The following is a 25,912-nucleotide window of genomic DNA, read 5'->3' on the forward strand; positions in this document are numbered from 1 at the left end:
CGCCTGGTGTTCACGGCCGGTCCGGGACGGCGCTGTTCGGCTCCAGGTGCTCTCGCAGCCACTGTTCGGTGGTGCTGACGTGCAGGAGCGCGGCGGCCTGCGCCAGGCCGGCGTCGCCGGCGGCAAGTGCCTGGAAGATCGCCTCGTGCTCGGCGACGGTGCGGGCGGCGGCGTTGTCGTCGACCAGACCGCGCCAGACGCGTGCGCGCACCGTCCGGCTGGAGATCCCCTCCAGCAGGGTGGCGAGGGTGGCGTTGCCGGTGGCGGCCACCACTGCCCGGTGGAACGCCGCGTCGTGTTCGTTGAGCCGCTCGACGTCCTCCCGGGCCGCCCGCATTGCCTCCAAGTGCCGCTCCACCTCGTCCAGTTCACCGGCCGAGATGCGGGTGGCGGCCAGTCCGGTGGCGACCGGTTCGAACAGCCGGCGCACCTCGGTCAGCTCCAGCAGGGTGTCGCCGCGGAGTAGTTCGACCGCCGATCCGATGCTGCTCAGGAGCAGCTCCGGTTCGAGGCTGGTCACGTAGGTGCCGTCGCCCCGGCGGATCTCCAGCACGCGTGCGACCACCAGAGCCTTGACCGCCTCCCGCGTCAGGTTGCGCGACAGCCCCAGCTCCGCGGCCAACTGCTGCTCGGGCGGCAGTTTGGCGCCCGGCGGCAGCTCGCCGGACTGGATGAGGTCCCTGATGCGGTCGATGGCCTTGTCGGTCAGTGACATGCGGCTGCTCCCTGCTCGTTGCCCAGGCGGCGGCAGCGTAGCAATACATCCCATCACTCAGGAAGAGATGGGATGACCCGAAGGCATCCACACACATACCTTCACTGCAAACATGCAGGTGAAAGGCGACCACATACATAAGTCCTCCCGAGGTATGGACACCAAGGCGGGGCGACTCTATAAATCCATCCCATGTCCAGCGTCTGCCGTAGCAGAGCGGACATCTCGTTGACACACGACGATGGGTGGTCGCCATGGAGCCGACACGACACCGGACCCTGCGAACCGAAGGTGCCGGGCCCGATGAGTGAGCTCATCAGCGCGGTCGAGGCCGTGGACGTGCGGTTCCCGACCTCGCGGGACCTCGATGGCTCCGATGCCATGAACCCCGAACCCGACTACTCGGCGGCGTACGTGACGATCCGCACGAGCGCCGGGGGCCGGGGACACGGACTCGCCTTCACCGTGGGACGCGGCAACGACGTCGAGGTCGCCGCCGTACGCGCCCTGGCCCCGCTGATCGTGGGGCTCCCGGTGGCGGAGGTGCTGGCCGATCTCGGCGCCTTCTCGCGGCGGTTGACCGGCGACAGCCAACTGCGCTGGCTCGGCCCGGAGAAGGGGGTCATCCACATGGCCGCCGCGGCGATCGTCAACGCCGTCTGGGACCTGTACGGACGCCGCACCGGTAAGCCGGTCTGGCGGCTGCTGGCCGAACTCTCCCCCGAACAGCTGGTCGACCTGGTCGACTTCCGCTACCTCCAGGACGCCCTCACCCGCGACGAGGCCCTGGACATCCTGCGCCGCGCCGAGCCCGGCCGCGCCGAGCGCACCGCGCACCTGCTGGAGCACGGTTACCCCGCGTACACCACGACCCCCGGCTGGCTCGGCTACGACGACGAGAAGCTGGTGCGGCTGTCCAAGGAGGCGGTCGCCGACGGGTTCGGGCAGATCAAGCTGAAGGTCGGCGCCGACCGCGAGGCAGACCAACGCCGCATGCGGCTGGCCCGCGCGGCGGTCGGCCCGGACATCAGGATCGCCGTCGACGCCAACCAGGCATGGGGAGTCCAGCAGGCCATCGACTGGACGGCGTCGCTCGCCCCTTACGACCCGTACTGGATCGAGGAGCCCACCTCGCCGGACGACATCCTCGGCCACGCCGCCATCCGCCGGGCCGTGGCGCCGGTCAAGGTGGCCACCGGTGAACACACCCACAACCAGGTGATGTTCAAACAGCTCCTCCAGGCAGGAGCCCTCGACATCCTGCAGCTCGATGCCAGCCGCACCGCCGGCGTCACCGAGAACGTCGCCATCCTGCTGCTGGCCGCCAAGTTCGGCGTCCCGGTCTGCCCGCACGCCGGCGGGGTCGGGCTGTGCGAGATGGCGCAGCACATGGCGATGTTCGACTACGTGGCCGTCAGCGGCACCACCGAGAACCGCGTCATCGAGTACGTCGACCACCTGCACGAGCACTTCACCGACCCGGTCCGTATCCGCGACGGCCGCTATCTCGCCCCGTCCGCCCCCGGCATCAGCGCCGAACTCCATCCGCGGTCCTTGGCGGACCACCGCTACCCCGACGGCCCGGTGTGGAGCGAGGAGGCCGAGGGATGAGCGCTCCCGACTGTGCGGGACTGACGGCCCTCGTCACCGGCGGCGCCTCCGGCATCGGACTGGCCACCGCACGCCTGCTGGCCGCCCGCGGGGCCCGTGTCGCCTGCCTCGACCTCGAACCCGACGGCCTGCCCGAGCCCTTGACCGGAATCCAGGCGGACGTGGCCGACGACGCGGGCGTGCGGGAGGCGGTCACCGAGGCCGCGCGCGTCCTCGGCGGTATCGACATCCTGGTCAACAACGCCGGCATCGGCGCCCAGGGCACCATCGAGGAGAACGCCGACGACGAGTGGCACCGGGTGTTCGACGTCAACGTCCTCGGCATGGTCCGGGTGACCCGGGCCGCCCTCCCCCATCTGCGCCGCTCCGCCAGCGCGGCCATCGTCAACACCTGCTCCATCGCCGCCACCGCCGGGCTCCCCGACCGGGTGCTGTACTCCGCGACGAAGGGCGCCGTGCTGGCCCTGACCCGGGCGACCGCGGCCGACCTCGTGCACTGCGGGATCCGTGTCAACTGCGTCAACCCCGGCACCGCCGACACTCCCTGGATCGGCCGCCTCCTGGACCGCGCCGCGGACCCCGCGGCCGAACGCGCCGCTCTCAACGCCCGTCAGCCGATGGGCCGTCTCGTCTCCGCCGACGAGGTCGCCGCGGCCATCGCCTACCTCGCAAGCCCCCTGTCCGGCTCCACCACCGGCACCGACCTCCCCGTCGACGGCGGTATGCAGGGCCTGCGGATCCGTCCGCGTACCTGACTCCGCTCCTTCCCTTCCTCTCGCGACCGGCACCCGCACACCGCACGACCGGTCGCGCACGCAGCCCGTCCGCGCGACCCCGTCAGCAAGGAGAGCGTGCAATGCAGCTCAGGTTCACCAGGTACGCCTGTCTCGGCGCCCTCGCCGCCCTGTCCGTCCCCGCACTCACCGCCTGCGGGGGTTCGGGATCCGCGTCGGCCTCGGGCCAGGGCGGTGGTTCCACCGTGGTCGGGGTCGACTACCCGCGCTCCGACACCGACTTCTGGAACTCGTACATCAAGTACACCCCACAGTTCGCGAAGGAGCTCAAGCTCGACCTGAAGACCACCAACTCGCAGAACGACGTCGCCAAACTCACCGCCGACGTCCAGACGTTCATCAGCCAGGGCGTCAAGGGCGTCGCGATGGCACCTCAGGACACCGCCGCCATCGCACCCACCCTGGCGCAGCTGGAGGCGAAGAAGATCCCGGTCGTCTCCGTGGACACCCGCCCCGACACCGGCAACGTGTACATGGTCGTGCGCGCGGACAACCGCGCCTACGGCGAGAAGGCCTGCCAGTACCTCGGGAGCAAGCTGGGCGGCAAGGGCAAGGTCGTCATGCTCCAGGGCGATCTCGCCTCCGTCAACGGCCGTGACCGCACGGAGGCGTTCAACGACTGCATGAAGAAGAACTATCCGGACATCAGGGTCTTCGGCGAAGCCGCCAACTGGGACGGCGCGGTCGCGGCGCAGAAACTCCAGACCGACCTGACCGCCCACCCCGACATCAAGGGCGTCTACATGCAGTCCAGCTTCGCGCTCTCCGGCACCCTGCAGGTGCTCAAGCAGAAGGGCCTGCTGGTCGGACCCGAGGACAAGAAGCACGTGTTCGTGGTCTCCAACGACGGCATCCCCGAGGAGCTCAAGGACATAGCCGCAGGCAGGATCGACGCCACCGTCTCCCAGCCGGCCGACCTCTACGCCAAGTACGCCCTCTACTACCTCAAGGCGGCGATCGACGGCAAGACGTTCAAGCCCGGCAAGACCGATCACGACAGCACAATCATCCAGGTCCGCGAGGGCCTTCTGGAGGACCAGCTCTCCGCGCCCCTGGTGACGGCGGACGGCGGCACCTACGGCGGGGTCCCCAGCCTCAAGAGCGACGACAGCACCCTGTGGGGCAACAACCTCAGCTGACCGGAAGGCGATTCGCAGACATGTCTACGGCTGCGCCCGTCGCCCAGGCGGCGGCGATAACGAAGCGGTTCGGTTCCACGGTGGCGCTGTACGACGCCCGGATCACGATCGCACCCGGGCAGACCCACGCACTCGTCGGGCGCAACGGCGCGGGCAAGTCCACGCTGGTCTCCATCCTCACCGGACTGCACGCACCGGACGAGGGCACGGTCACCTTCAACGGCGAACCGGCGCCCCGGCTGGCGGACCGGGACGGCTGGCGGCAGCGAGTGGCCTGCGTGTACCAGAAGTCCACCGTCATCCCCGAGCTGACAGTCGCCGAGAACCTCTTCCTCAACCGGCACGACCGCGGTCGCGGCGGCCTGATCAGCTGGCGGACGGTGCGCGCCAGGGCACGCGAACTGCTGCGGACCTGGTCGATCGACGTGGACGTGCGCACTCCGGCGGGAGAACTCGACGTCGAACAGCGCCAGTTCCTGGAGATCGCCCGGGCCCTGTCCTTCGGGGCCCGCTTCATCATCCTCGACGAACCCACCGCGCAGCTGGACGGAGCCGCGATCAACCGGCTGTTCGCCCGGATCCGGGACCTTCAGCGGCAGGGCGTGACCTTCCTGTTCATCAGCCATCACCTCCAGGAGGTCTACGAGATCTGCGACACGGTGACGGTGTTCCGCGACGCCCGGCACATCCTGACCGCCCCGGTGGCCGAACTGCCCCGCGCCGAACTGGTCGCCGCCATGACCGGCGAGGGCGCCACCGAGGCCGCCAGGGCCCGCCGCCACCCGACGGACAGCAGATCCCCCGATGTGCTCGTCGTGGAGGACGCGACGCTCGACGGGATCTACGAGGACGTGTCCGTCCGTATCCGCGGCGGGGAGATCGTCGGTCTCGCGGGCGCGGCGAGCAGCGGCCGCATCGAAGTGGCGGAGACTGTCGTCGGACTGCACGCCGCCGACACCGGCACGGTGCGGATCGCCGGGATGCGTCCACGCCCCGGCAGCGTGCCCGCGGCCCTGAAGGCCGGCGCCGGCTTCGTCCCGCAGGACCGCCACCACCAAGGCTACGTACCGGAGATGTCCATCGCGGACAACGGCACCCTCACTATCCCCGAACGGCTCGGTCCGCCCGGCTTCATCGACGGACGCCGCCGGGACACCTACGCCCGTTCCATGATCGAGAACCTTGCGATCAAGACGCCAGGGCCGGAACTGCCCGTCTCCGGGCTCTCCGGGGGCAACCAGCAGAAGGTCGTCATGGCCCGCGCCCTGGCCAGCGATCCGAAGGTGCTGGTCCTGATCAATCCGACCGCCGGCGTCGACGTGCGGTCCAAGGAGTTCCTCCTCGGCAAGGTCGAGGAGATCGCCGAGTCCGGCACCGGGGTGCTGATCGCCTCCGACGAACTCGACGACCTGCGCATGTGCGACCGGGTCCTGGTGATGTTCCAGGGCCGAGTAGTGGCCGAGAAGGCCCGGGGCTGGCACGACCACGAGCTCGTGGCCGCAATGGAAGGAGTGGACCTCGATGTCTGAGAACGCGACTGCGGCCACCGCGAAGAGTCCTGACGACGGCCCGCCGGACCTCCTGAGCGACCAGCCGGCCACCAGCAGAGCGGGCGGGCGGAGGCTGGCCTTCGCACGGCTACGGGACCTGGCACTCATCCCCGCGATCATCGTCATGGCGATCGTCGGCCAGCTGGTCAATCCGGTGTTCCTGCAGCCCGACAACCTGATCAACGTGCTGCAGACCATGTCCGAGATCGCCCTGCTGGTCCTCGCCCAGACCCTGGTGCTCATCGTCAAGAAGATGGACCTCTCCCTGGAGTCCACCGTGGGGCTCGCCCCCGGCGTCGCGGCCTGGCTCACCGTCCCGGCGGGCGCGGCACACGGCGTCGGACTGCTGCCCGGCGCCTGGTCCGTCCCCGTCACCCTGACGGTCGGTCTCCTCATCGGCGCGGTGAACGCGCTGTTCATCATCCGGTTCGGGCTCAACGGCTTCATCGTGACGCTCGGCATGCTGATCGTGCTGCGCGGCATCCTGACCGGCATCTCCGGCGGCCAGACCTTCTTCCGACTGCCCCAGTCGATGCTCTACCTCGGCACCGCCCAGTGGCTGGGCATGCCCGCCTCGGTGTGGATCTGCCTGATCCTCTTCGCCATCGGCATCGTCGTGCTCGGCTTCACCAGCTTCGGCCGCTCCCTCTACGCGATCGGCGGCAACGTCGACGCGGCCAAGGCGGCCGGCATCCGCACCGACCGCGTGCTGTGGATCGTCATCGTCACCGCGAGCGTCCTCGCCGCGCTGAGCGGCCTGCTGCTCTCGGGACGCCTGGCCTCGGTGGCCTCCGCCCAGGGCAACGGCTACATCTTCACCGTGTTCGCCGCCGCCGTCATCGGCGGCATCAGCCTCAACGGCGGCAAGGGAACGGTCTTCGGCGCGTTCACCGGCATCCTGCTGCTGTTCCTGATCCAGAACGTCCTCACCCTCGGCGGTGTCCCCGCCCAGTGGATCGGCGCCCTCAACGGCGCGATCATCCTCGTCGCCCTGGCGCTGTCCCGCATCACCGGAGGCAAGGCGCAGGACTAGACACCGCCCGCTGTTTGCCCAGCGGCCCGCACCACTCCCGAATGACCCGCCCAACCCGCACTCGAAAGGCAGGCATTCTCATGGAACGAAGAGACTTTCTCGTCACCTCCGCAGCGACCTCGGCCGCACTGGCCGTCGGTCTCCCGGCCGCCTCGGCGGCCGCGGCCCCACAGTCCGCGGTGGAGGCGGAGGACGCCGCCGCGCCGGACGCCTCGCGCCTGGCCCTGTGGTACGGCAAGCCCGCAGGTCAGTGGCTGGAGGCCCTGCCCCTCGGCAACGGCCGCCTCGGCGCCATGGTGTTCGGCGGAGTCGACACCGACCGGCTCCAGCTCAACGAGGACACACTGTGGGCGGGAGGCCCCTACGAACCGGCCAACCCGCAGGGTCTAACGAACCTCCCCGAGATCCGGCGCCGGATCTTCGCCGGCCAGTGGGGCTCGGCCCAAGACCTGATCAACTCGACCTTCCTGGGCAACCCGGTCGGGGAGTTGATGTACCAGACGGTCGGCGATCTGCGCCTGGCGTTCCCCGGCACGGGCGAGGTCGGCTCCTACCGACGGGAGTTGGACCTCGACACCGCCGTGGCCACCACGACGTACACCCGCGGCGGGGTGGCCTACCGCCGCGAGGCGTTCGCCAGCCATGCCGACCAGCTGATCGTGGTGCGGCTGACCGCCGACACCCCCGGCGCCCTCTCGCTCACCGCCGCTTTCGACAGCCCCCAGCAGACCCAGAAGTCCTCCCCCGACCGGATCACCGCCGCGCTGGAGGGCACCGGGCAGACCCGCGAGGGCGTCACCGGCCGGGTCCGCTTCCGCGCGCTGGTCCGTGCCCGCGCCGAAGGCGGCACCGTGCGCAGCGAGAACGGCACCCTCACCGTGACCGCCGCCGACGCGGTGACCCTGCTGGTGTCCGTGGGCACCAACTACAACGACTACCGCGACGTCTCCGGCGACCACCGAGCCCGCGCCGAGCGCCCGCTGAACGCCGCCGCCGACACCCCCTACGGGCAACTGCGCGCCCGCCATGTGCGCGACCACCGCACCCTCTTCCGGCGCGTCACGCTAGACCTCGGCGTCACGGACGCCGCCAACGCACCGACCGACCAGCGGGTGGCCGCCTTCGCCCAGTCCGACGATCCTCATCTGGTGGCCCTGCACTACCAGTTCGGCCGCTACCTCCTCATCGCCTCCTCCCGCCCCGGCACCCAGCCCGCCAACCTGCAGGGCATCTGGAACGACCAACTCTCCCCGCCCTGGGACTCCAAGTACACGATCAACATCAACACGGAGATGAACTACTGGCCGGCCTCCACCACCAACCTTCTGGAGTGCTGGGAGCCGATCTTCGCCCTGCTCGACGACCTCGCCCAGGCGGGACAGAGGACCGCACGGGTGCAGTACGGCGCGAACGGCTGGGTCGCCCACCACAACACCGACGCCTGGCGCGGCACCGCGCCCGTCGACGGCGCGTTCTGGGGCATGTGGCCCACCGGTGGCGCCTGGCTGGCTACCTCGGTCTGGGAGCACTACCGCTTCACCGGTGACCGCGAAGCACTGCTCCGACGCCTGCCGGTCGTCGAGGGCGCCGTCCGCTTCTTCCTCGACGCCCTCGTCACGGACCCCACCAGCGGGTATCTGGTGACCTGCCCGTCCGTTTCGCCGGAGAACGCCCACCACGCCGGCGTGTCCGCATGCGCCGGTCCCACCATGGACAACCAGATCCTGCGCGACCTGTTCGACGGTTACCTCGCCGCCTGTGACGCGCTCGGCATCACCAGCCCGTACGCCGCCCAGGTGCGCCAGGCCCGCGGCCAGCTTCCGCCCATGAAGATCGGCACGCTGGGGCAGTTGCAGGAATGGCAGCAGGACTGGGACGCCGGCGCGCCCGAGCAACAGCACCGCCATGTATCCCACCTGTACGGTCTCCATCCGAGCAACCAGATCTCCAAGCGTGGCACCCCCGAACTGTTCCGGGCCGCACTGAAGACGCTGGAGATGCGCGGGGACGCCGGTACCGGCTGGTCCCTCGCCTGGAAGATTAATTTCTGGGCGCGCGCGGAAGACGGATCGCGCTCCTACAAACTCCTCACCGACCTCCTCACTCCCGACCGCACCGCTCCGAACCTGTTCGACCTGCACCCGCCGTTCCAGATCGACGGCAACTTCGGCGCCACCGCGGGAGTGACCGAATGGCTGGTGCAGTCCCACACCGACGAGGTCCACCTCCTGCCGGCGCTGCCCCCGCAGCTTCCGCAGGGCCAGGTCACCGGCCTCCTCGCCCGCGGCGCCCTCACCGTCGACGTCTCCTGGAGCGACGGCGCGCTGACCCACGCCCGCCTTGCGGCGCGCCGGACGGGCGCGGTCCGGCTGCGCACCGCGGCACCGGTCGCGGTGCACGCCGAGGGCGGTGCCCGCACCGATGTGAAGCGCCCCGAGAGCGCCGTCGTAGTGTTCGACGCCCAAGCGGGTGAGAAGTACGTGATCACGCCGCTGTGACGTGCCATCGGGACCGGGCAGGCCACCCGGCCCCGATCACGCGCCGTACGGCCCCCGGATCCTGTCCGGGGGCGCGTCGCCGCCCGAGCCCGTACCCCACTTTCCCTGCCAGGATCGCCGGATACGTTCCGTATCGCGACTGCGATCTTGGGCATGTGGAACGGCCCTCGCCAGAGGCAGGCCTCGACATGGAGGTTGGGCGTCGTGATCTGGCTGTGGGTGGATTCGGTGGCCAGGTGAGCGCCTTTCAGCACTGATGGGCGGACTGGGAAGGTCGGGCGCGAGCGCGCGAGCCCACTGGTTCGCGGGGCGCTGCGTACGGACCTCGGGTATGTGGCCCGCGGGTATGTGGCCCGCCGACATGCGGTCCTACGGCATAGCGGCGAAGGTGTCCGGGCTAGCCGCGGGGACCGAGGCGCTCGCCCATGTTCAGTTCCAGGTCGTAGATGGCCTCGGGGCTCGCCTTCGCCGACAGTTGCAGGCGCTGCTGGACGAAGTCCCGGGCGAGCAGCCCGGCGAAGCGCTGGTGGGTGGCCGCCAGATCGTCGGGGCTGTGCAGTGGGGCCTCCTCGTTGACGATCTCCTTGACGGCGCGGAGGGCGTCGGTGTCGAAGGAGGCGATCCGCCGCGCGAACCGGTCGACGACCGCGTCCAGTTCGGCGTCGGGGACGGCACGGTTGACCCAGCCGTACAGCGCGGCCGTGTCGGCGTCGTAGTCCTCACCGGAGGTGATGATCTCCAGGGCCCGGGACCGCCCGGTGAGCTGCACCAGGCGCTGGATGCCGCCGCAGCCGGGGATGATCCCCGTACCGATCTCCAGCTGGCTGAGCACGGCCTTCTCCCGGCTGGCGAACCGCACGTCGAGCGTGGTCAGGAACTCGTTGCCGATGCCACGCGCACGGCCTCGCAGGGAACCCACCGTGATGAAGGGGGCGTTGCCGAGGCGGCCGATGATGTCGAACCAGGCCGGCATGCCCTCCCGTCGACTGGCCATGACATTACGGCCGTCGGCGTGTCGGGGGCGGTGCCGGACGCCCATGGTGCCCGATAGGGCACACATCTCTCACTGCACCGTCCGAGGTGTCAGTCATTCCTCGCCCGCCGGCAGTCGTTCGACGGAAGCGGGCGGCTCCCTTCCGCGCTGGACTGTCCTCATATGTCGACCCCGGCGCGGACGCGGGACCTCGCGCTTCGCTGCCCCTGCGCCCGATACAGGACCTCACCGTGACACCTGATGCACTGACAGCCCCTTCCACCGGTACGGCCGGACCCGCGGGCCATCGGATCCGCACCCGTTCGGGCCGGATGACCGTGACCCCGGCGAGCCGAGGCAGCGGACCTCGTGGCGGTGAACCATGCACGGCCGCTGTTCCCCGCATACGCTCTTCAGCCGTTACCAGACGGGGCGTTCCGCCCTGCGGCAGCACGAGTGGGCCCGTCTGACCCGGCAGGGTGTGAGCTGGGTGACGAGCCCGGTGAACCGTCCCGACGTGGTCCTCGCCACCACCCACCTGGTGCACGACGGTGCCGAAGGCCGCGGTGAGCTGGCCTTACTCGTGGAGGACGGCTGGTAGGACGTGGGGCACGGCGCTGGCGTGTTGGACGCTGTCCCAGGCGCCGTTCTTCGGCGTCCGGGAGGCGGCGGTCGTGACAACGCCTGACAACCGTCGCATGACCGCCAACTGCACCCCGCTCGGCGCACACGTCGAGCCCCCGGAAATGCTGGGGGGTGCGCAGGACGGCAGGGAGGACGACGAGGTCGTCCACCTCGTGCTGGTCGTTCCCGAGAAGGCCACGCCCCGGCATGTGTGCGGCACATGCGGCCGCGCTCCGGCCTGACGGGGTTCGGCCGGTGCGGCCTCCGCCGTCCCTCGCCCCACGCGGCACACTCGGTGTGTCATGAGCCGGGCCGTCCTCTGCGCGAGGGCACCAGCACGGTCGCGAAGCTTCCGCTGCAACGGAAGAACGGCTGGACGCCGGCAGAGTAAGCTGGCCATGCGGGCCCGGGCAGGAGCCGACGGCGGAGGTGACAGACACTTCGGGCGGGATGTCTCCGTCTCCGCCCAGCACGCTCACCACCACGCGTGCGGCCTGTCAGGGACGTACACGCGAATGTCCCGCACACGACGGCTGCCGTGTGCGGGACCGGTTTGCTCGCTGCGGGGATCAGCTGGTCGTCAGGGCGGTGTCGTCCACGACGAAGCTGGTCTGGAGGGAGGAGTCCTCCACACCGCTGAACTTCAGGGTGACCGTCTGGCCCGCGAAGGCGGACAGGTCGAAGGTCTTCAGCGAGTACCCGGTGGAGGCGTTGACGTTCGAGTACGTCGCCAGGGTGGTCGTGTTGGCGGACACCGTCAGCTTGTCGTACGCGGTGGTGCCAGTCTCGGCGGTGTCGGTGTGCAGGTAGAAGGAGAAGCTGGCGTGGCAGCCGGCCGGGATGGTCACCGACTGGGTCACGGTGTCGGTGTGGCTGGTGCCGTACCCGTCGAGCCAGGCCTTGTACGAGCCGCCGTGCGCGGCCTCACCGGTGTCGTTGGTGATGACGCCGGTGGTGGCGGTCCAGACGGTGTTGCCCGACTCGAAGCCCGCGTTGCCGAGCAGTTGCGCGGAGGTGCAGGTGCCGCCACCACCGGTACCGGCGGTGAAGGCCGCGATGCCGTTGGGGGTGCCCCAGCCGGTCGGGCCGTCGTAGCCGGTGCGGGCGGTGCAGAAGTACGAGGTGGAGCAGGAGCCGTTGTTGCCCGTGGTCACGTCGTAGAGGTTGGCGGTGTGGCTGTAGGGGTACTTCGCCGGGTAGTCGGTCGCGCCCGGGGTGCCCGCGAGGGCGTAGACGCCGGCGATGAGCGGGGCGGAGGCGCTGGTGCCGCCGTAGACCGCCCAGCCGGAGCCGCCGAAGGTGTCGTAGACCGCGACGCCGGTGGCCGGGTCGGCGACGGCGGAGACGTCGGCCTCCATGCGCTTGGCGCAGCCGGTGTCCGTCTGCCAGGTCGGCTTCGGGTCGTAGGCGGAGCAGCCGGAGCCGGTGCCCTCGGTGGAGTTGGTGTGCCAGACGGACTCGGTCCAGCCGCGGGAGTTGGAGGCGGTGGTGAGCGCGGTACCGCCGACGGCGGTCACGTACTGGGAGGTCGCCGGGTATTCGGCACCGTAGGCGGAGTCGCCGGCGGAAACGGTGATCGCGACGCCTGGGTGCTTGAAGTACTGGGTGTCCTCGGTGGTCTGGCCTGAGGACTCCGAGCCGCCCCAGCTGTTGGAGACGAACTTGGCGCCGAGCGCGACGGCCTCGTTCTCGGCTATGCCGAGGTCGGTGTCGTTGGCGGAGTTGGCCTCGACCAGGATGATGTTGCAGTTGGGGCAGGCCGCGCTGACCATGTCGAGGTCGAGGGCCTCCTCGCCGGCCCAGCCGGTGTCGTTGGCGGGCAGCGAAGTGGTCGAACCGGTCTGGCTGACCTGCTTGAAGCAGCCGTTGGCCTTGGTGCAGGAGGACAGGCCGTAGGTGGATCGGTACGTTCCCAGGTCCGCTTCGGCGTTGGGGTCGTTGTACGCGTCGACGATGGCGACCGTCATACCGGTGCCGCCAGTGGAGGGCAGGTTGTAGGCGCTGTGCAGGTTGGCCGGGGACAGGCCGGAGGGGGTGGCGGCGGCGAGCGCGGTGGCCAGTCGCTGCTTGATGTCGGTCCGGCGCTGGGCGAAGCAGGACGCGTGGCCCGGCTCGGCGGTGGCGCACAGGTGAGCCGTGGGGACCTTCTGACCGGCCTTGCCGGTGGAGTGGAAGGTCTGCCGTTCGGGAGCGGTCAGGGCCTTGGCGTTCTGTGCGGCCCGGGTGACGTGGGCCGTGGCGGCGGTGCCGGACTGGGCCCCGGCGGTCGGCGCCGCAGCGAGGCCGGCGACGCAGAGGGCGAGGGAGGGGAGGGCGACGGACAGGAGTCTTCGCAGACTCCGGCTGCGCCGGCTGGGGCGTGACTCACGCATGGGGTACTGCCTCCGTGGGGAAGTGGGCGTCGCGGTCGGAGTGGGGGCAGGCCCGTGACGCGCGTAGCGGCGGCGACCGCGCAGTCATGAGCATGACACTTACTGGCCGGGGAGATCTGATGATGACATGACAGTGTGCGCGAGGAACGTAGCTTTGACGCACGCGTGTTCGGCAGTATGGGAGGGAATTCTTTGCCCCTCCATAGGATGTGATTGCCCTCTCATAGGAGCGGGCTGACACATGCTTGATCCACACGGGGGGGGACGACGCCCCTCGCTCCCACCCTCTCCCGTCTGCGCGGCGGCGCGTACCGCGCCCGGCCGGTCCTGGCCACCGTGCACATGGCCTCGCGCAGGTCGCCGACTCAGCATCGGTAACGTCATGGCCCAGCAGGCCCATGTCGTCCCCTACACAGAGCTGGTCCCGCCACTCCACTTGCACCCCAACACCGGGCAGATGCCCTCCAGCACGACCAACGGCCTGCTCACCGGCATGACCCCGGACGCCGCCCGCGCCCTGGTCGCGGCGTCCGCCGCCCCCGACCCGGTCCTGGTCCAGTTGCGTGCGCTCGGCGGCGCGGCCCACGACCCGGCCCCCTCTGCTATGGCGTTCACACACCACCATCAGAACACCCTCGTCATCGCCTCGGCGTTCCCGCCGGACGAACGCGCCACGCTGACCGCGGCCTGGACGCCCCTCGCCCCACACACCGACGGCGCCTTCGTGAACTTCGAGAGGTCTCCTGACAAGACGACGTTCGCACGCGCCTGCCAACTTGAAGCCGCGGGTCAGAAGGCTGGCGTGGACCGGCTCTCGGGGTGCTCACGCTGGTCGTGGGTGCCTGTCTGCGCAGTAGGTCCTCTGTCAGCGATCGGCTCCGAGGTTTGTCAGGACGAGCAGGGCGTCTCGGAGGCGGTCGACGGGCGAAGTGCCCGTGGGGCTGACAGGGCCCGGCTGGCGACAGCCGAGCGGCGTAGATCAGCCCAGCGATGCAGTTGCCGCACGCAAGTCTTCCAGGGCTGCCAGTGCGTGTGGCGCGAGCCCTTCGATGCCGTCACGATCGCTTTCGGACCACTGGGCGTATCCCCGTTTGAACGCGAGGACTCCCAGCTCGGCCGCGAGTTGCGCGGTCGGCTCGGGGACGCCGCGGGCGATGAGCGCGGCTGTCATGGCGGCCGCGAGGCCGACGCTCTTGAGGGCGTCGCGCTCTTGTAGCTCGGTGCTGGCTGCCACGGCTGCTTTGAGGCGGGGGCCGAGTTCGCGGTTCACCGGTCCCATAGCGCTCGATGCGCGCTCGAGACCTGCTGCTACCGCCTGGAGCGGGCTGGCGCTCGCGGGGGCCTCGGTGATGCCGTCGGCGAGCAGCCTGCTGAGCGTCTCCTGACCGGCGACCAGTAGCTCGCGCTTGTCGGAGAAGTATCGGAAGAAGGTGCTCTTGGTGACGCCGGCGCGCTCGGCGATCTGCGTCACCGTGGTGGCGTCGTACCCCTGCTCGGTGAACAGGTCGACGGCCGCGACGACGAGTCGCTGGGCCGCTCCCGGTTGCCATCTAGCCATGAGACCAGGATAGGTGATGGGACACCTGTCCCGTCACCGTGTAGTGTCAGTGATGGGACAAGAGTCCCATCACTTTCAGGGAGAGCTCATGCATGTCTTCGTCACCGGCGGTACCGGCACCATCGGCTCCGCCGTCGTCGCCGAACTGCTCGGCAACGGCCACACCGTTCTCGCACTGGCTCGTTCGGACGGCTCCGCGCAGGCCCTTGAGCGCGCTGGTGCCAAGGTGCTGAGAGGAGACCTGGCCGACCTCGACGCTCTGCGGTCCGGCGCGGCGCAGTGCGACGGCGTGATCAGTCTGGCGTTCGGACGCGACTACAGCAGTCCGGACGCACTCGCCCAGGCCATCGCCGAGGAGAGCGCCGCTCTCACCGTGCTGGGGCAGGAACTCATCGGAAGCGACCGCCCGATCGTCGCGGTCTCCGGCACGCCCTGGGTGCCGGGGCGGGCCTCCACCGAGACCGATCCGCTGCCGACCGACGGACCGGTGGGCGGCCGAGGCCGTTCGGTCAACGCGCTGCTTGACCTCGCCTCGCGTGGTGTGCGCAGCACGGCTGTCCGTATGCCGCGCACGGTCCACAACGAGGGCAAGGGGGGATTCGCCGGCCTGTTGACCGATCAGGCGCGCCGCACCGGGGTGGCCGGCTATCCGGGCGACGGCACCCAGCGCTGGCCGGCCGTGCACGCGCTCGACGCAGCCGTCCTGTTCCGTCTGGTCCTTGAGTCGGCACCGGCCGGGACAGCCTGGCACGCCGTCGGCGACGAGGGCGACGCGGTGCGGGACATCGCCACAGTCATCGGCCGGCGACTGGGCCTGCCGGTCGAGGAGGTTCCGCAGGACAGCTTCGGCCCGTTCGGCCCGATATTTGCCATGGACCAGCCGGCGTCCAGCGCCCACACCCGCGATGCCCTCGGGTGGCAGCCGACCCACCCCAGCCTCCTCGAGGACCTGGAGAACATTCAGCCCTGACGCACCCCGGTTCCTGGGGACCGTCTGTGCTCGGCTCAATGCGTTATTGGCAAAGCGCTGGAATGCCCGGTGCCGGGATGCCGGGCGACGGCGAGTTGTTCGTAGGAGCAGACCCACCTGAGTGACCCGGCCACATCACAAGTTCAACCTCAGTCATGCAGGGCGACCGCGAGTGCCTCGGCCAGGGTCACGGGCGGGCGGCCGATCAGGCGGCGCAAGTCGCCAGAATCGGTGTACATCTCGCCGCGGTTCATGCCGCGGTCAGCGTCGGCGAGGACCTCCGCCAGCTCGGCGGGTAGGCCCGCGGCGGCCAGTCCCTTGGCGAAGTCGGTCTCCGGGAGGTCAGCGTAGGTAACCTGCTTCCCGGCCGCAGCGGAGATCGCGGCGGCGAGCTCAGTCAGGGTGAAGGATTCGTCGCCGCCGAGCTCGTACACGGCGCCGGTGTGGCCTTCGGCGGTGAGGACGACCGCTGCGGCCTCGGCGTAGTCGGCGCGGGACGCGGCGCTGATCCGCCCCTCGCCTGCGGCGCCGACGACGGCGCCGTTCTGCAGGATCTGCGGCAGTTGGCTGGTGTAGTTCTCCAAGTACCAGCTGTTGCGCAGCAGCACGCTGGGGATTCCGCGGTCCCGCAGATACCTCTCCGTCTCGCCGTGCGTGGCGCCGATGATGGTGGTGGCCGTGTCCGCGTGCGTCGTGCTCGTGTACGCCACCAGCGACACGCCTGCGGACGCTGCGGCGTCGATCACGCGGCGGTGGTTGGCGACCCGCTCGCCCACGGGGACCGAGGCCGAGATCAGCAGCAGCCTGTCCGCCCCCGCGAATGCCTCGGCCAGGCTGTCGGTGTCCGCGAAGTCGGCGCGGCGTACCGTGATGCCTCGGTCGGCCAGGTCCTTGATCCTGGTGATGTCTCGGCCGGTCGCGATGATGTCCGCGGCCGGGATCCCGCGCCGCAGCAGTGCCTCTACGGTGAGCCTGCCCAGCTGGCCGGTGGCTCCGGTGACGACGATCGGCATGGTGGTCATTCCTTCCTTCCGCGCGTGCCTCGCACGCCTGCCGCGGTCTGTCCGCCGCGGGATGGAACACAGAATGACCTGGACACTCTCTGCTGGGGAGTAGCCACTTATTGGTATGGTACTTACCGGAGCGAAAGCATTGAGGTGAGCCGTATGGCTGCTGTCGACAACGTGACCGGGCCCATACCGTCATTCGATCCGTACGAGCGCGGCTGCCCGTCGCGGGACCTGCTTGACCAGATCGGCAGCAAGTGGGCGGTCCTCGTGCTGGGCGAACTCGGCCGGAACGGAACCTCCCGGTTCGGCCAGCTCCGGCAGGCACTGGCGGGCGTGAGCGAGAAGATGCTCACCCAGACGCTGCGCACCCTCGAACGCGACGGGCTGGTCAGCCGGACCGTCTACCCAGAGGTGCCGCCGCACGTGGAGTATGAGCTGACCGCGCTCGGCCAGACGCTGCGGGAACCGCTGAAGGCGCTCACGGAGTGGTCCGTGCTGCACATCGAAGAAGTCATCACCGCCCGCGAAGAGTATGACGACCGCACTGAGCACAGCAGGTAATCAGCGGCGGCCGGCGGTCTGGTCATAGACGGCTGCCTCGCCGAGACGGGCCCGACAATCAGACTCACCTGAGCAACCCGGCGACATCGCGAGTTCAACCTCAGTAACAGTCAGCTGTTCGACTTCATACACACATCGAGCGCGGCTCTATGGAATCTGCGCTGGCAGGTGCAGGGCTACGTCAGCGTGTCCCCTCAGGCCACCAAGCAGGACCTATCCGACCGCTTCACCCGCGGGTCGGGGATTCCCGCCAGTAACCTCCGCGGCACCTGCATCGACACAGCTTGGGAAGAGGCACTGGCAACCGCCCGCGCTACCAGGTCCTCCGACATGCAAAGGGCGTTCCACCCTGTCTACGCCGCCCGGCAGAAGTACAGCCTGAGCCACCTCGACGCGCTCCTTGTCCTGTACCGGTATCACAAGGAGGTACGCAACGCCGTGATGCACGGCGGCGGGAAGGCCAACCCCATTACGGAGCAGGCCTGGAAGCACGCGGCGACGTTGACCGCGGCCGACATCGGCAGTCGCACCTCACCACTGACGAGCAAGGTCACCGATGGGCAGATGGTCACCTCAGACCTGCGTGAAGCGATACAGCTCTCGGACGTGCTCCTGCGCCTGGTTCGCACAACTGACGCCGAACTGTGCGTCACCGGCATCGCCGAGCAGGAGTTCGTGACTGGATGGACCGGTGGCACTGCAGTGCCCCACGACGCTGACACGCGGTGGGGGCGAGCGGTACCCGCGCCGCCACGCCCCACAGGACGACCTGGTTGTCGTAGCCGGCCGTGGCCACGTACGCGCCGCCGAAGGCCGCGACGCCGCTGATCGGCCCGTCATGGCGTATCACGCCGACTCCTCCAGTCGGATGGTGTGCGAGGTGCGGGCGACCTTCGCCGTCAGGTAGCCGGTGTCGTGCGGATTGACGAAGACGCCCGTGACGAGGGTCCGCCGCACCACTTGCGGGGATTGTTGGCGAGCAGGCCGATCCCTTCGTGGCCCGCAACGAGCAGCATCTACGCGGCCACCGCGCGGTCACACATGTCCTCACCCAGTCCCAGGGCCCGGTCAGCCTCGTAGTCGTCCAGCCCGTGGTCCTGCAACCCGTCCACGTCCAGCTTGATATACAGGCCGATACCCGCCCTTCCCGACACAGGCACAGCAGCAACCGGCCAGCGGTGTCGATCACGCGCAGGGCCCCGCGCAGCTAGGCACTGTCCGGGCGATCATGTGCGGAGCCAGATGACCAGGGCGGCTGCGGTGACTGTGCCAAGGAAGACATAACCGCGCTTGTCATAGCGGGTGGCGACTGCCCGGGAGTTCTTCAGCCTGTTGACGGCCCGCTCGACGGTGTTGCGCTTTTTGTAGCGGTCCTTGTCGAAGCCGGGCGGTCGTCCACCTCGTGATCCTTTGCGCAGGCGAGCTGCCTTACTGTCGGTCTTCTCCGGGATCGTGTGCCGGATTCCTCGTTGTCGCAGGTATTGGCGGCAGGGACCGTTGCTGTAAGCCTTATCCGCCGCGACGCTGTCGGGCTTCTTGCGGGGCCTGCCCGCTCCGAGGCGGGGCACCCTGATCTTCTCCAGCACCGATGTGAACTGGGTGCAGTCCGCCCGTTGTCCTGCAGTGACGATCAGGGACAGCGGGCGGCAGAGGCCGTCGGCACTAAGATGGATCTTGTTGGTGAAGCCGCCGCGCGAGCGACCCAGGCCCTCATTTCGTTCGCCACCGCCGCCGGCCGACCCACCAGACTTCGCCATGGACTTTCGATCTGGTGTTCTGTCTCCTTGGCCCCTTTTGGCCCGGCGCGCCTCACCGGTGGTTCGGTTCGGGCGCCGGCCGCGTGCTGGTGGGCGCGCACGATAGTGGAGTCCACCGACACGTCCCAGTCAATCTCGCCCACCGCGTCGGCCATGGCCTGCACGTGCTGCAGCAAGCGTTCCCAAGTGCCGTCCGCCGACCATAACCGGTGGCGCTCATAGATCGTCTTCCACGGCCCGAACCGCTCGGGCAGATCTCGCCATGGCACCCCGGTCCGCACCCGGTGAAGGACCCCGTCGATCACCTGTCGGTGATCTCGCCAGCGCCCGCACCGCCTGTTGCTCACCGGCAGGTGCGGCCTGAGCCGTTCCCACTCGGCATCCGTGAGACCACCGCGTTCATGCTGCCCCATAGGGCATGCCCTCCCCTACCGTCGCGCCAGCCAGGTCGCGATCTCGTCCACCACCGCGGGGGCAACATGTCCTGGCCGCGCGTACTCGGCTGGCGTGGGTTGGCCGCTGCCGGGAAAGAAGAGGTGGTTGGCCTCCTCGTGGATCCTGATTGTCACCTCAGGCCGGTGCGCCAGGGCACGCTGCCAGCCTGTCAGGTCGTCGGCGACGGTCACTTGGTAGTCCCGTCCGCCCTGAAGGATCAGCATCGGGCGGACCAGTTGGGCTGCCGTGGCCACCGGGTCGTAGGCGCGCAGATCGAGCCAGTAGGCGGCGGAGAGGCCAAGCGGCAACAGGATTGACGGCGTGTCAGGCGTAAGTTCCGGGTCCGCCACCGACGCGGCCTGCTGGACCATGGCTGACACCGCCTCCTCCGCGCTCGGACCGGGGGCGAGCTCCGCGAGATAGCGGGCCACCCGGACGGCCGCCTCATGCATCGGCTGCGTGTCTGCGGCGAGCAGCACCAGGCCCGCGATCGATGGGTCGGCGGCGGCGATCCGGGGCGCCACCTTGCCGCCCATGCTGTGCCCGAGCAGGTGGATCCGCTCCGGTGCCACCTCGGGCTGCTGCCGGAGCAGCCGGACGGCGGCGAGTGCCTGGGGCAGGTACTCGTCAGCCATGGTGAAGTCCGTTGGCAGACCGCCCGGGTGCGCGAAGGTCACCTTGTCGAAGCGCAGCACGGCCACCTGTCGGGAGGCGAGCCCCCAGGCGAGGTCCTTCAGCGGCTTGTTCGGGCCGCTGCTTTCGTCCCGGTCGAACGCCCCGCCACCGCTGAGCAGCACCACGGCGGGCCACGGCCCTGGGCCTACGGGCAGGCTGAGCGTACCGGGGACTGCAAGCGGCCCGGTACCGAGCAGGACGTCCTGCTCGGTGAACCGGTCAGCATCCGCGTAGTGCGGCGGCTGCCACTCAGCGCCACCGTGCGGATCGAGTCTCAATCCGTGCAACAGACCGTCGTCGCCCACCGACGTGACCACGGTGAATCTGCCGTTGGCGCAGGTCACCGGGATGCGTACGCGCACCAGGTCGGCCTCGCCAGCCTCGGTCACCGGCTCCTCAATCACTTCGACCCCGCCCAGGCCGACAGCCTCAGCCGTCCACGCGAGCCGCAGAGCCTCGGCAGAGACCGCAGCCCTCAGTGGGGGAGCGAACAGCCCCACGATTTCGCCGAACCGCTCCGCCTGCAGCAGCGCGGCGAGGCCTCGCGCTGCCTCCAGTACCCCACCCTCATTTGTTCTCATGTTTGAGAAAGGTAGCAGCCGTGAGAAAGTTAGGCATGAACTCCCTGGAACTGCTCGCCCACCCCATCCGGCTGCGGATCGTGCATGCGATGGGCGGTGGAAGGCTGCTAACTACCACTCAGCTCTGCGCACGCATCCCAGATGCCTCCAAAGCCACCGTCTACCGGCACATCGATCTGCTGGTGGGCGGCGGGGTCCTGGAGGTGGCTGAGGAGCATAGGGTGCGCGGCGCGGTGGAACGACACTACCGGCTGCGACAGGACCGGGCTGTGATCGGCTCTGAGGTGGTCCGCACGCTCACCGCCGAGGACCACCGACAGGCATTCGCCACCGCAATGACCGCCCTGCTGGCCGAGTTCACCGCCTATCTCGACCACGACAGAGCTGATCCTGTGACCGATCGGGTCGGTTACCGGCAGCATGCACTCTGGCTCAGCCCGGCGGAACTGGAGGAACTGATCGGCGAGCTGCGCGCGGCCATCGCTCCGAAACTTGCCAACCAGCCGAGCCCCGAACGAGCGCAATACCTGCTCAGCCCCATCCACTTCCCACTGGAAGCCCCTCAGGCGGAACCCGAGCGGCCCTCGACAGGAACCGAGCAGGAGACAGACACATGATCGGCCGGACAGCTCCTAGTGCCGCATCAGGCAACGTTCATTCTGTTCGACCACGGTTCGTAGCCTGGCATTGGCTCCCGCGTGAGTTTTGACCTGTCACATGACGTGGAGCTCATGGTGCGCTCCGGGGTCGTGCAGGTCGCCTTCCACCCGAAGCTGTCCGGTCGTCCTCAACCGAGTGGTAAGCAAGCGGAAGTGACGTCGAACCTCCAGTTGGAGGTTCAGAGACGTGTGACCAGCCCCCATATACCCAGCGCAACCAGTCCCGATAGGGCCAGGACTGCGATGTAGCAGCCACAGGAATTCAGTTTCTGATCAATGGGGTCTTTTCCGCGTGCCAGGCTGTACTTCTTCCGCAACGGCGGAACGAGTTCGATGACCGCAAACGGCAATGCCGCGAGGGCCAATGGTGCAGCAATGACAAGGATCATCACATAGGGGACCGGGCTTCTCTCAACGTACATGTGTGCGAGCACGCCTGGAGACTACTGCGCCTCACCAGGCGGCATCTGCCCTTTGATGATGTGAAGCGCTGCCGCGTGGCCGCTCGGGTGGTCCGGGCCGTCAAGCTGTGCGGGTGGCAGAGCGAGTACGCGTCCGCGACACCCAGGTCGGCGAGTGGGCCGCGGCCAACAACGTCGAATTCGCCTACACCCCGACCAACTCGCCTTGGACGGCACCGACCATGCCACCCACAAGGAGCAGGGCAGCATGATCCGCCGCTACGTCATCTGGCGGAACAAGCACGCCGCCGACGAACGCCTACGCAAAGTGGTCGACAGGACGAACGTTGCCTGATGCGGCACTAGCGGACGCAGTCGCAGCAGGCGGAGCCGAACACGTCGCCGGTCAGGCACTCGGAGTACATCCGCACCAGCGGCACGCCGCCCTGGACGCTCCCCAGGCACAGCGTCAGGTACTCACACCCGTCCACCACTTCCCGGAAGGTCGCGACCTGAGCGGTGATCGGCTCTGCCGTCACCGGGCAAAGGGAGATACGCACACTCTGGCGCACCTCCACCCCCAGCGACGGGTCACCGGCACCGTGATCCAACTGGAGGCCGGCCGCTGCCGACCGAAACAAGCGACGTCGTGCACCAGGGCGAGGACCTCGGCCTGTGGGTGCGCTTGGTCCGGCTCGGCTGGGACAACCTCACCACCGGGCAGCAGGACGTGTTCGGCTCGCTGCGCGGAGGGGGCGGCATGGCGTGCAACTCGGCGCGACACCCGATGACTTGATCAAGGCCAGGTCGGATCGTGGCCGTTCCTTTAGGGTGGGGCTGAGATCATGAGGGCCGCGTACAGCTCCTGAGCCGAACCGTCCGGGACCGGTGGGTCGTGCCTGCGACCGGCGGCTTGCTCCTACCGCGTCATCGCCTCACGAGCGGTGGGTCGACGACCCGCGCATCAGGCCCCGGTGCCCTCGTCCGCACCGCCGACTCTTCCCTGGAGCTCATATGCGAAGACCTCGCCCCGCATCCGGTGTGTCCGTGGCCGTTCTCGTCGTGGCAGGGGTGGTGAGCGGCTGGGGAACCGGTGAGGCGGCGGCTGAGCCGAGCCCGGCCGGGACGCTGTATGTGAATCACGACGGGGTGTGCAGCGACACGGCGACGGGGTCGGCGAGCATGCCTTTTTGCACTGTGCAGGCAGCGGCGGACGCGGTGGTACCGGGGCAGACGGTTCGTGTTGAGTCACCAAACGGCCTTCCCTACGTCGAGTCCGTGACCCTGACCCGGTCCGGCACCAAGGACGCCCCCATCACGTTCACCGGGGCCGCCCTCGTCCCCGGCGGCTCGCCGGCCGTCCTCACGCCGAGGGGGTCCACACCGGCGCTGACGCTCGATGCGGTGCACGACGTGCGTATCCAGTCGATGGGGATCGGCTACGCGAGCGCGGAGGCGGTGGCGGTGACGGGCTCCACGGGCGTCACTCTCGACCGGCTGTCGTTCCGTCGCCCGGTGCCGTCGGCCGGCGGCACCGGTACCGCGGTCCGCGTGGACGGCGCCTCCTCGAACGTGACCGTGTCGCGAAACAGGGTTCCGGACGGGTACGCCTACGGCGTGCAGGCGCAGTCGGGAGCCTCGCAGGTCACCGTGACCACCAACGTGGTGACCGATCCGCGGCGGGGCGGAATCGTGCTGACGGGAACCTCCGGCGCCGCCGTGACGAGCAACACGGTCATCACTCCGTGCGCCACCGGGATCTCGCTGGAAGGCGCGAGCCGGGGAACCGTGGAGAACAACGTGGTCGCCTCTGTCGCAGCGAAGCAGACCGACAGTTGCCCAGCGCCCACGGCTCCGCTCTACTCTGTGTCCGCCGCATCCGCTGACCAGGTCACCGGCGACTACAACGTGGCGGCGAACGGTGTCGGTACCTCCGCCCGGCCCCGGCCCGAGTACGCGTGGGCCGGCACCCCCTACACCACGGCCGTGTCGCTGCACGACGCGACCGGGCAGGGCGCGCACGACATCGACGGGCTCAACGTGCCCACCGCCACGGCGCCGGCAGAACACTCCGCGCTCATCGACTCCGCCGACGCCGACGCACCGGGTGAGCTCACCACCGACGTCGACGGCTCCCCGCTCGTCGACGACCCCCTCGTCCACGACACCGGCACCGGCCCGGCGGCCCACCCCGACCGGGGCGCCGTCGAACGGCAGGACTCCATCACCGTCCCCGGCGACGACATGCCGTCGCCGTCACGGGGCGTCGCGCCGTTCGTCACCTCGGTGAGAACCGACGACGCCACCACTTCGTGGGGGAAGCCCATCGCGACGTACTCGGTCGACTTCGGGGACGGCAGCGCCCCGGTCACCCAGGCACCGGGCACCCCGATCACGCACACCTACACCACGCCGGGCGTGTACGCCCCGGTCATCACGGTGACCGACGTCGACGGGTCGAGCCGTACCGTCCGGTCCGCTGCCGTCGACGCGGGTACGGCCACACCACCGGCCGCCTCGCTTTCCGGCGCCCTGGTCACCACTGCCGACGGGCAGGTGGACGCCGGGGACGCGTTGTTCACCGTCGCGCAACCGGCGGACGCGTGGGAAGTCGCCTCCCGGGTCATGACGTTCGGTGACGGTGACCACGAGAGCCTGGCCGACGGCCCGCAGAAGATCGAGCACCAGTATCCGGCAACGGGCTCGTACACGGCCACGCTGACCCAGACCGACCTGCTCGGCCGCACCACCACCGCCAAGGTGACCATGCACGCCGCGGACGCCTTCCTGCCCATCACCGCGCAGCACGACGCCGAGAGGACGATCCCCGCCCACGGCGTGCTGAAGCTCTCCGCGGCCACCGTGCACGCCGACTCCGCCGGCGTCGACGCGGCGCGCCTGCAGGTCGTCACCAGCGGTGCCAAGGCGAGGGGCACCCTCACCCTCTACACCGACGGCACCACCCGGCCGGGCACCTCCACCGTCGGCTTCGAGCCGGGCCGGACGGTCTCCAACGAGGCGACGGTGAAGGTGACTCCCACCGGTGCGATCGACCTCTACAACAGCAGCTCCGGCCCGGTCACCGTCAACGTCGCCACGCTCGGCCTCCAGTCGCACACGCAGTTCGGCCGTACCTACCACCCCGCCACGCCGATCCGTCTGCTCGACACCCGCGGCGCCACCGGCGGCCACACCGGGGCGGTCCCCGGCGGCCACTCGGTCACCCTGACCGTCTCGGGCGCCCACGGCGTCCCGGCCGACGCGAACGCCGTGGTGCTCAACGTGGTGGCCACCGCCACCAAGGGCTCCGGCAGCCTCACCGCCTCCCCCGCCGGCACCGTCAACTCCGGTGTGAGCGGCCCGTACTGGACCACAGGGCAGACCGCCGGCGCGCAGATTGTCGTCCCCATGGTTCCGCTGATCAACGGCAAGGTCGTACTCCGCAACAACAGCAAGTCCTCGGCGCACCTCGTCGCGGACGTGGTCGGCTGGTACGGCCCCACCGCGAGCGGGACGACGTTCCAGCCGGTCAGCCCGGTCCGGATCCTCAACACCCGTACGGGCAGCGGCGGGAGGACCACCAAGCTCGGCGCGCACGCCACGCTCAGGCTCAAGGTCACCGGCGCCCACGGGGTACCGGCGAGCGCGGTGAACGCGGTCGACCTCAATCTCACCGTGCCCTCGCCGACCGGCAGCGGCTACCTCGTCGCCTACGCCGACGGCACCACCCGACCGGACGTGCACTCGGCCGACTACACCAGCGGACACCCCGCGGCCGGCGCCGCGCTGGTCAAGGTGGGCGCGAACGGCGAGATCGACCTCTACAACGCCGGCTCCACCGCCGTCGACGTCGACATCGACCTCCTCGGCGACTACGGCCTCAACACCGTGAGCTGACCGCACAACGGGCCGTCCCATCCACCCGCGGGTGCCCCGGAGAACTCCCGGGGCACCCGATCTCTCACGTCCCCCGGCCGTTCGGGAGGACCGGGAACG

General features: G+C 69.5%; 21 protein-coding genes and 2 pseudogenes. 14 read left to right on the forward strand and 9 right to left on the reverse strand.

The genetic code is table 11. From position 1 onward, the window contains the following. Positions 1-10: 10 nt before the first annotated feature. On the reverse strand, positions 11-715 hold the full coding sequence (locus AB0946_RS26595) for a FadR/GntR family transcriptional regulator (protein ID WP_366763160.1): 705 nt from the start codon (positions 713-715) through the stop codon (positions 11-13). A 303-nt stretch (positions 716-1,018) separates the two neighbouring features. Between AB0946_RS26595 and AB0946_RS26600 the strand changes: the two genes are divergently transcribed. From AB0946_RS26600 to AB0946_RS26625, 6 genes are all read left to right on the forward strand, one after another. Next, a complete protein-coding gene (locus AB0946_RS26600; RefSeq protein WP_366763161.1) occupies positions 1,019-2,326 on the forward strand; it encodes an enolase C-terminal domain-like protein in 1,308 nt (435 codons plus the stop codon). Beyond that, on the forward strand, positions 2,323-3,081 hold the full coding sequence (locus AB0946_RS26605; protein WP_366763162.1) for an SDR family oxidoreductase: 759 nt from the start codon (positions 2,323-2,325) through the stop codon (positions 3,079-3,081). Before AB0946_RS26600 ends, AB0946_RS26605 begins: the two co-directional genes overlap by 4 nt. A 101-nt stretch (positions 3,082-3,182) precedes the next feature. Further along, positions 3,183-4,259 carry a sugar ABC transporter substrate-binding protein gene (locus AB0946_RS26610; protein ID WP_366763164.1) on the forward strand — a complete coding sequence of 359 codons (1,077 nt, stop codon included), beginning with the start codon at positions 3,183-3,185 and terminating at the stop codon, positions 4,257-4,259. Between the two features lie 20 nt (positions 4,260-4,279). Then, positions 4,280-5,788 carry a sugar ABC transporter ATP-binding protein gene (locus tag AB0946_RS26615; RefSeq protein ID WP_366763165.1) on the forward strand — a complete coding sequence of 503 codons (1,509 nt, stop codon included), beginning with the start codon at positions 4,280-4,282 and terminating at the stop codon, positions 5,786-5,788. Continuing rightward, complete coding sequence (locus AB0946_RS26620; RefSeq protein ID WP_366763166.1) at positions 5,781-6,842, forward strand: ABC transporter permease; 1,062 nt, start codon at positions 5,781-5,783, stop codon at positions 6,840-6,842. The genes AB0946_RS26615 and AB0946_RS26620 overlap by 8 nt, the downstream gene beginning before the upstream one ends. An 80-nt stretch (positions 6,843-6,922) precedes the next feature. Then, positions 6,923-9,340: a glycoside hydrolase family 95 protein gene (locus AB0946_RS26625; RefSeq protein ID WP_366763167.1), complete on the forward strand. Its 2,418-nt coding sequence runs from the start codon at positions 6,923-6,925 to the stop codon at positions 9,338-9,340. A gap of 397 nt (positions 9,341-9,737) precedes the next feature. On the opposite strand, the gene AB0946_RS26630 is transcribed toward AB0946_RS26625, so the two are convergent. After that, on the reverse strand, positions 9,738-10,334 hold the full coding sequence (locus AB0946_RS26630) for an enoyl-CoA hydratase/isomerase family protein (protein WP_366763168.1): 597 nt from the start codon (positions 10,332-10,334) through the stop codon (positions 9,738-9,740). A 677-nt stretch (positions 10,335-11,011) separates the two neighbouring features. Between AB0946_RS26630 and AB0946_RS26635 the strand changes: the two genes are divergently transcribed. Next, positions 11,012-11,179: a hypothetical protein gene (locus AB0946_RS26635; RefSeq protein ID WP_366763169.1), complete on the forward strand. Its 168-nt coding sequence runs from the start codon at positions 11,012-11,014 to the stop codon at positions 11,177-11,179. A gap of 327 nt (positions 11,180-11,506) precedes the next feature. On the opposite strand, the gene AB0946_RS26640 is transcribed toward AB0946_RS26635, so the two are convergent. Both AB0946_RS26640 and AB0946_RS26645 read right to left on the reverse strand, forming a co-directional pair. Beyond that, a complete protein-coding gene (locus AB0946_RS26640) occupies positions 11,507-13,309 on the reverse strand; it encodes a hypothetical protein (RefSeq protein ID WP_366763170.1) in 1,803 nt (600 codons plus the stop codon). Positions 13,310-14,288: 979 nt separating this feature from the next. Next, the gene (locus AB0946_RS26645) at positions 14,289-14,867 is read right to left on the reverse strand and encodes a helix-turn-helix domain-containing protein (protein WP_366763171.1); all 579 of its coding nucleotides are present in this window, start codon (positions 14,865-14,867) and stop codon (positions 14,289-14,291) included. A gap of 88 nt (positions 14,868-14,955) precedes the next feature. On the opposite strand from AB0946_RS26645, the gene AB0946_RS26650 reads away from it, so the two are divergent. Beyond that, positions 14,956-15,837, forward strand: a complete 882-nt coding sequence (locus tag AB0946_RS26650; RefSeq protein WP_366763268.1) for an SDR family oxidoreductase — start codon at positions 14,956-14,958, stop codon at positions 15,835-15,837. 149 nt (positions 15,838-15,986) lie between these two features. Here AB0946_RS26650 and AB0946_RS26655 read toward each other — a convergent pair whose 3' ends face one another. Continuing rightward, a complete protein-coding gene (locus AB0946_RS26655) occupies positions 15,987-16,859 on the reverse strand; it encodes an SDR family oxidoreductase (protein ID WP_366763172.1) in 873 nt (290 codons plus the stop codon). Between the two features lie 144 nt (positions 16,860-17,003). Between AB0946_RS26655 and AB0946_RS26660 the strand changes: the two genes are divergently transcribed. Together AB0946_RS26660 and AB0946_RS26665 are read left to right on the forward strand one after the other, a co-directional pair. Then, positions 17,004-17,408, forward strand: a complete 405-nt coding sequence (locus AB0946_RS26660) for a helix-turn-helix domain-containing protein (RefSeq protein WP_366763173.1) — start codon at positions 17,004-17,006, stop codon at positions 17,406-17,408. Between the two features lie 168 nt (positions 17,409-17,576). Next, entirely contained in the window at positions 17,577-18,236 is a 660-nt protein-coding gene (locus AB0946_RS26665; RefSeq protein WP_366763174.1) for a hypothetical protein, read from the forward strand. Positions 18,237-18,634: 398 nt separating this feature from the next. Here AB0946_RS26665 and AB0946_RS26670 read toward each other — a convergent pair. Both AB0946_RS26670 and AB0946_RS26675 read right to left on the reverse strand, forming a co-directional pair. Next, a pseudogene (locus AB0946_RS26670) lies at positions 18,635-19,578 on the reverse strand (IS5 family transposase). Between the two features lie 15 nt (positions 19,579-19,593). Then, entirely contained in the window at positions 19,594-20,856 is a 1,263-nt protein-coding gene (locus AB0946_RS26675) for an alpha/beta fold hydrolase (protein ID WP_366763175.1), read from the reverse strand. Between the two features lie 35 nt (positions 20,857-20,891). Between AB0946_RS26675 and AB0946_RS26680 the strand changes: the two genes are divergently transcribed. Continuing rightward, positions 20,892-21,473, forward strand: coding sequence for a helix-turn-helix domain-containing protein (locus tag AB0946_RS26680; protein WP_366763176.1), 582 nt, complete (start codon positions 20,892-20,894; stop codon positions 21,471-21,473). Positions 21,474-21,694: 221 nt separating this feature from the next. Here AB0946_RS26680 and AB0946_RS26685 read toward each other — a convergent pair whose 3' ends face one another. Continuing rightward, positions 21,695-21,949 (reverse strand): hypothetical protein, encoded by a 255-nt coding sequence (locus tag AB0946_RS26685; protein WP_366763177.1) that lies wholly within the window; start codon positions 21,947-21,949, stop codon positions 21,695-21,697. A gap of 131 nt (positions 21,950-22,080) precedes the next feature. Here AB0946_RS26685 and AB0946_RS26690 point away from each other — a divergent pair. Next, a pseudogene (locus AB0946_RS26690) lies at positions 22,081-22,271 on the forward strand (IS630 family transposase); the annotation flags it as partial. Between the two features lie 7 nt (positions 22,272-22,278). On the opposite strand, the gene AB0946_RS26695 reads toward AB0946_RS26690, so the two are convergent. Next, a complete protein-coding gene (locus tag AB0946_RS26695) occupies positions 22,279-22,455 on the reverse strand; it encodes a hypothetical protein (RefSeq protein WP_366763178.1) in 177 nt (58 codons plus the stop codon). 110 nt (positions 22,456-22,565) lie between these two features. Between AB0946_RS26695 and AB0946_RS26700 the strand changes: the two genes are divergently transcribed. Beyond that, positions 22,566-22,712: a hypothetical protein gene (locus tag AB0946_RS26700; protein WP_366763179.1), complete on the forward strand. Its 147-nt coding sequence runs from the start codon at positions 22,566-22,568 to the stop codon at positions 22,710-22,712. Positions 22,713-23,194: 482 nt separating this feature from the next. After that, positions 23,195-25,813: a PKD domain-containing protein gene (locus tag AB0946_RS26705; protein ID WP_366763180.1), complete on the forward strand. Its 2,619-nt coding sequence runs from the start codon at positions 23,195-23,197 to the stop codon at positions 25,811-25,813. Positions 25,814-25,912 lie beyond the last annotated feature (99 nt).

Source organism: Streptomyces sp. NPDC046870 (assembly GCF_040704595.1).
Taxonomy (GTDB): Bacteria; Actinomycetota; Actinomycetes; order Streptomycetales; family Streptomycetaceae; genus Streptomyces; species Streptomyces argyrophylli.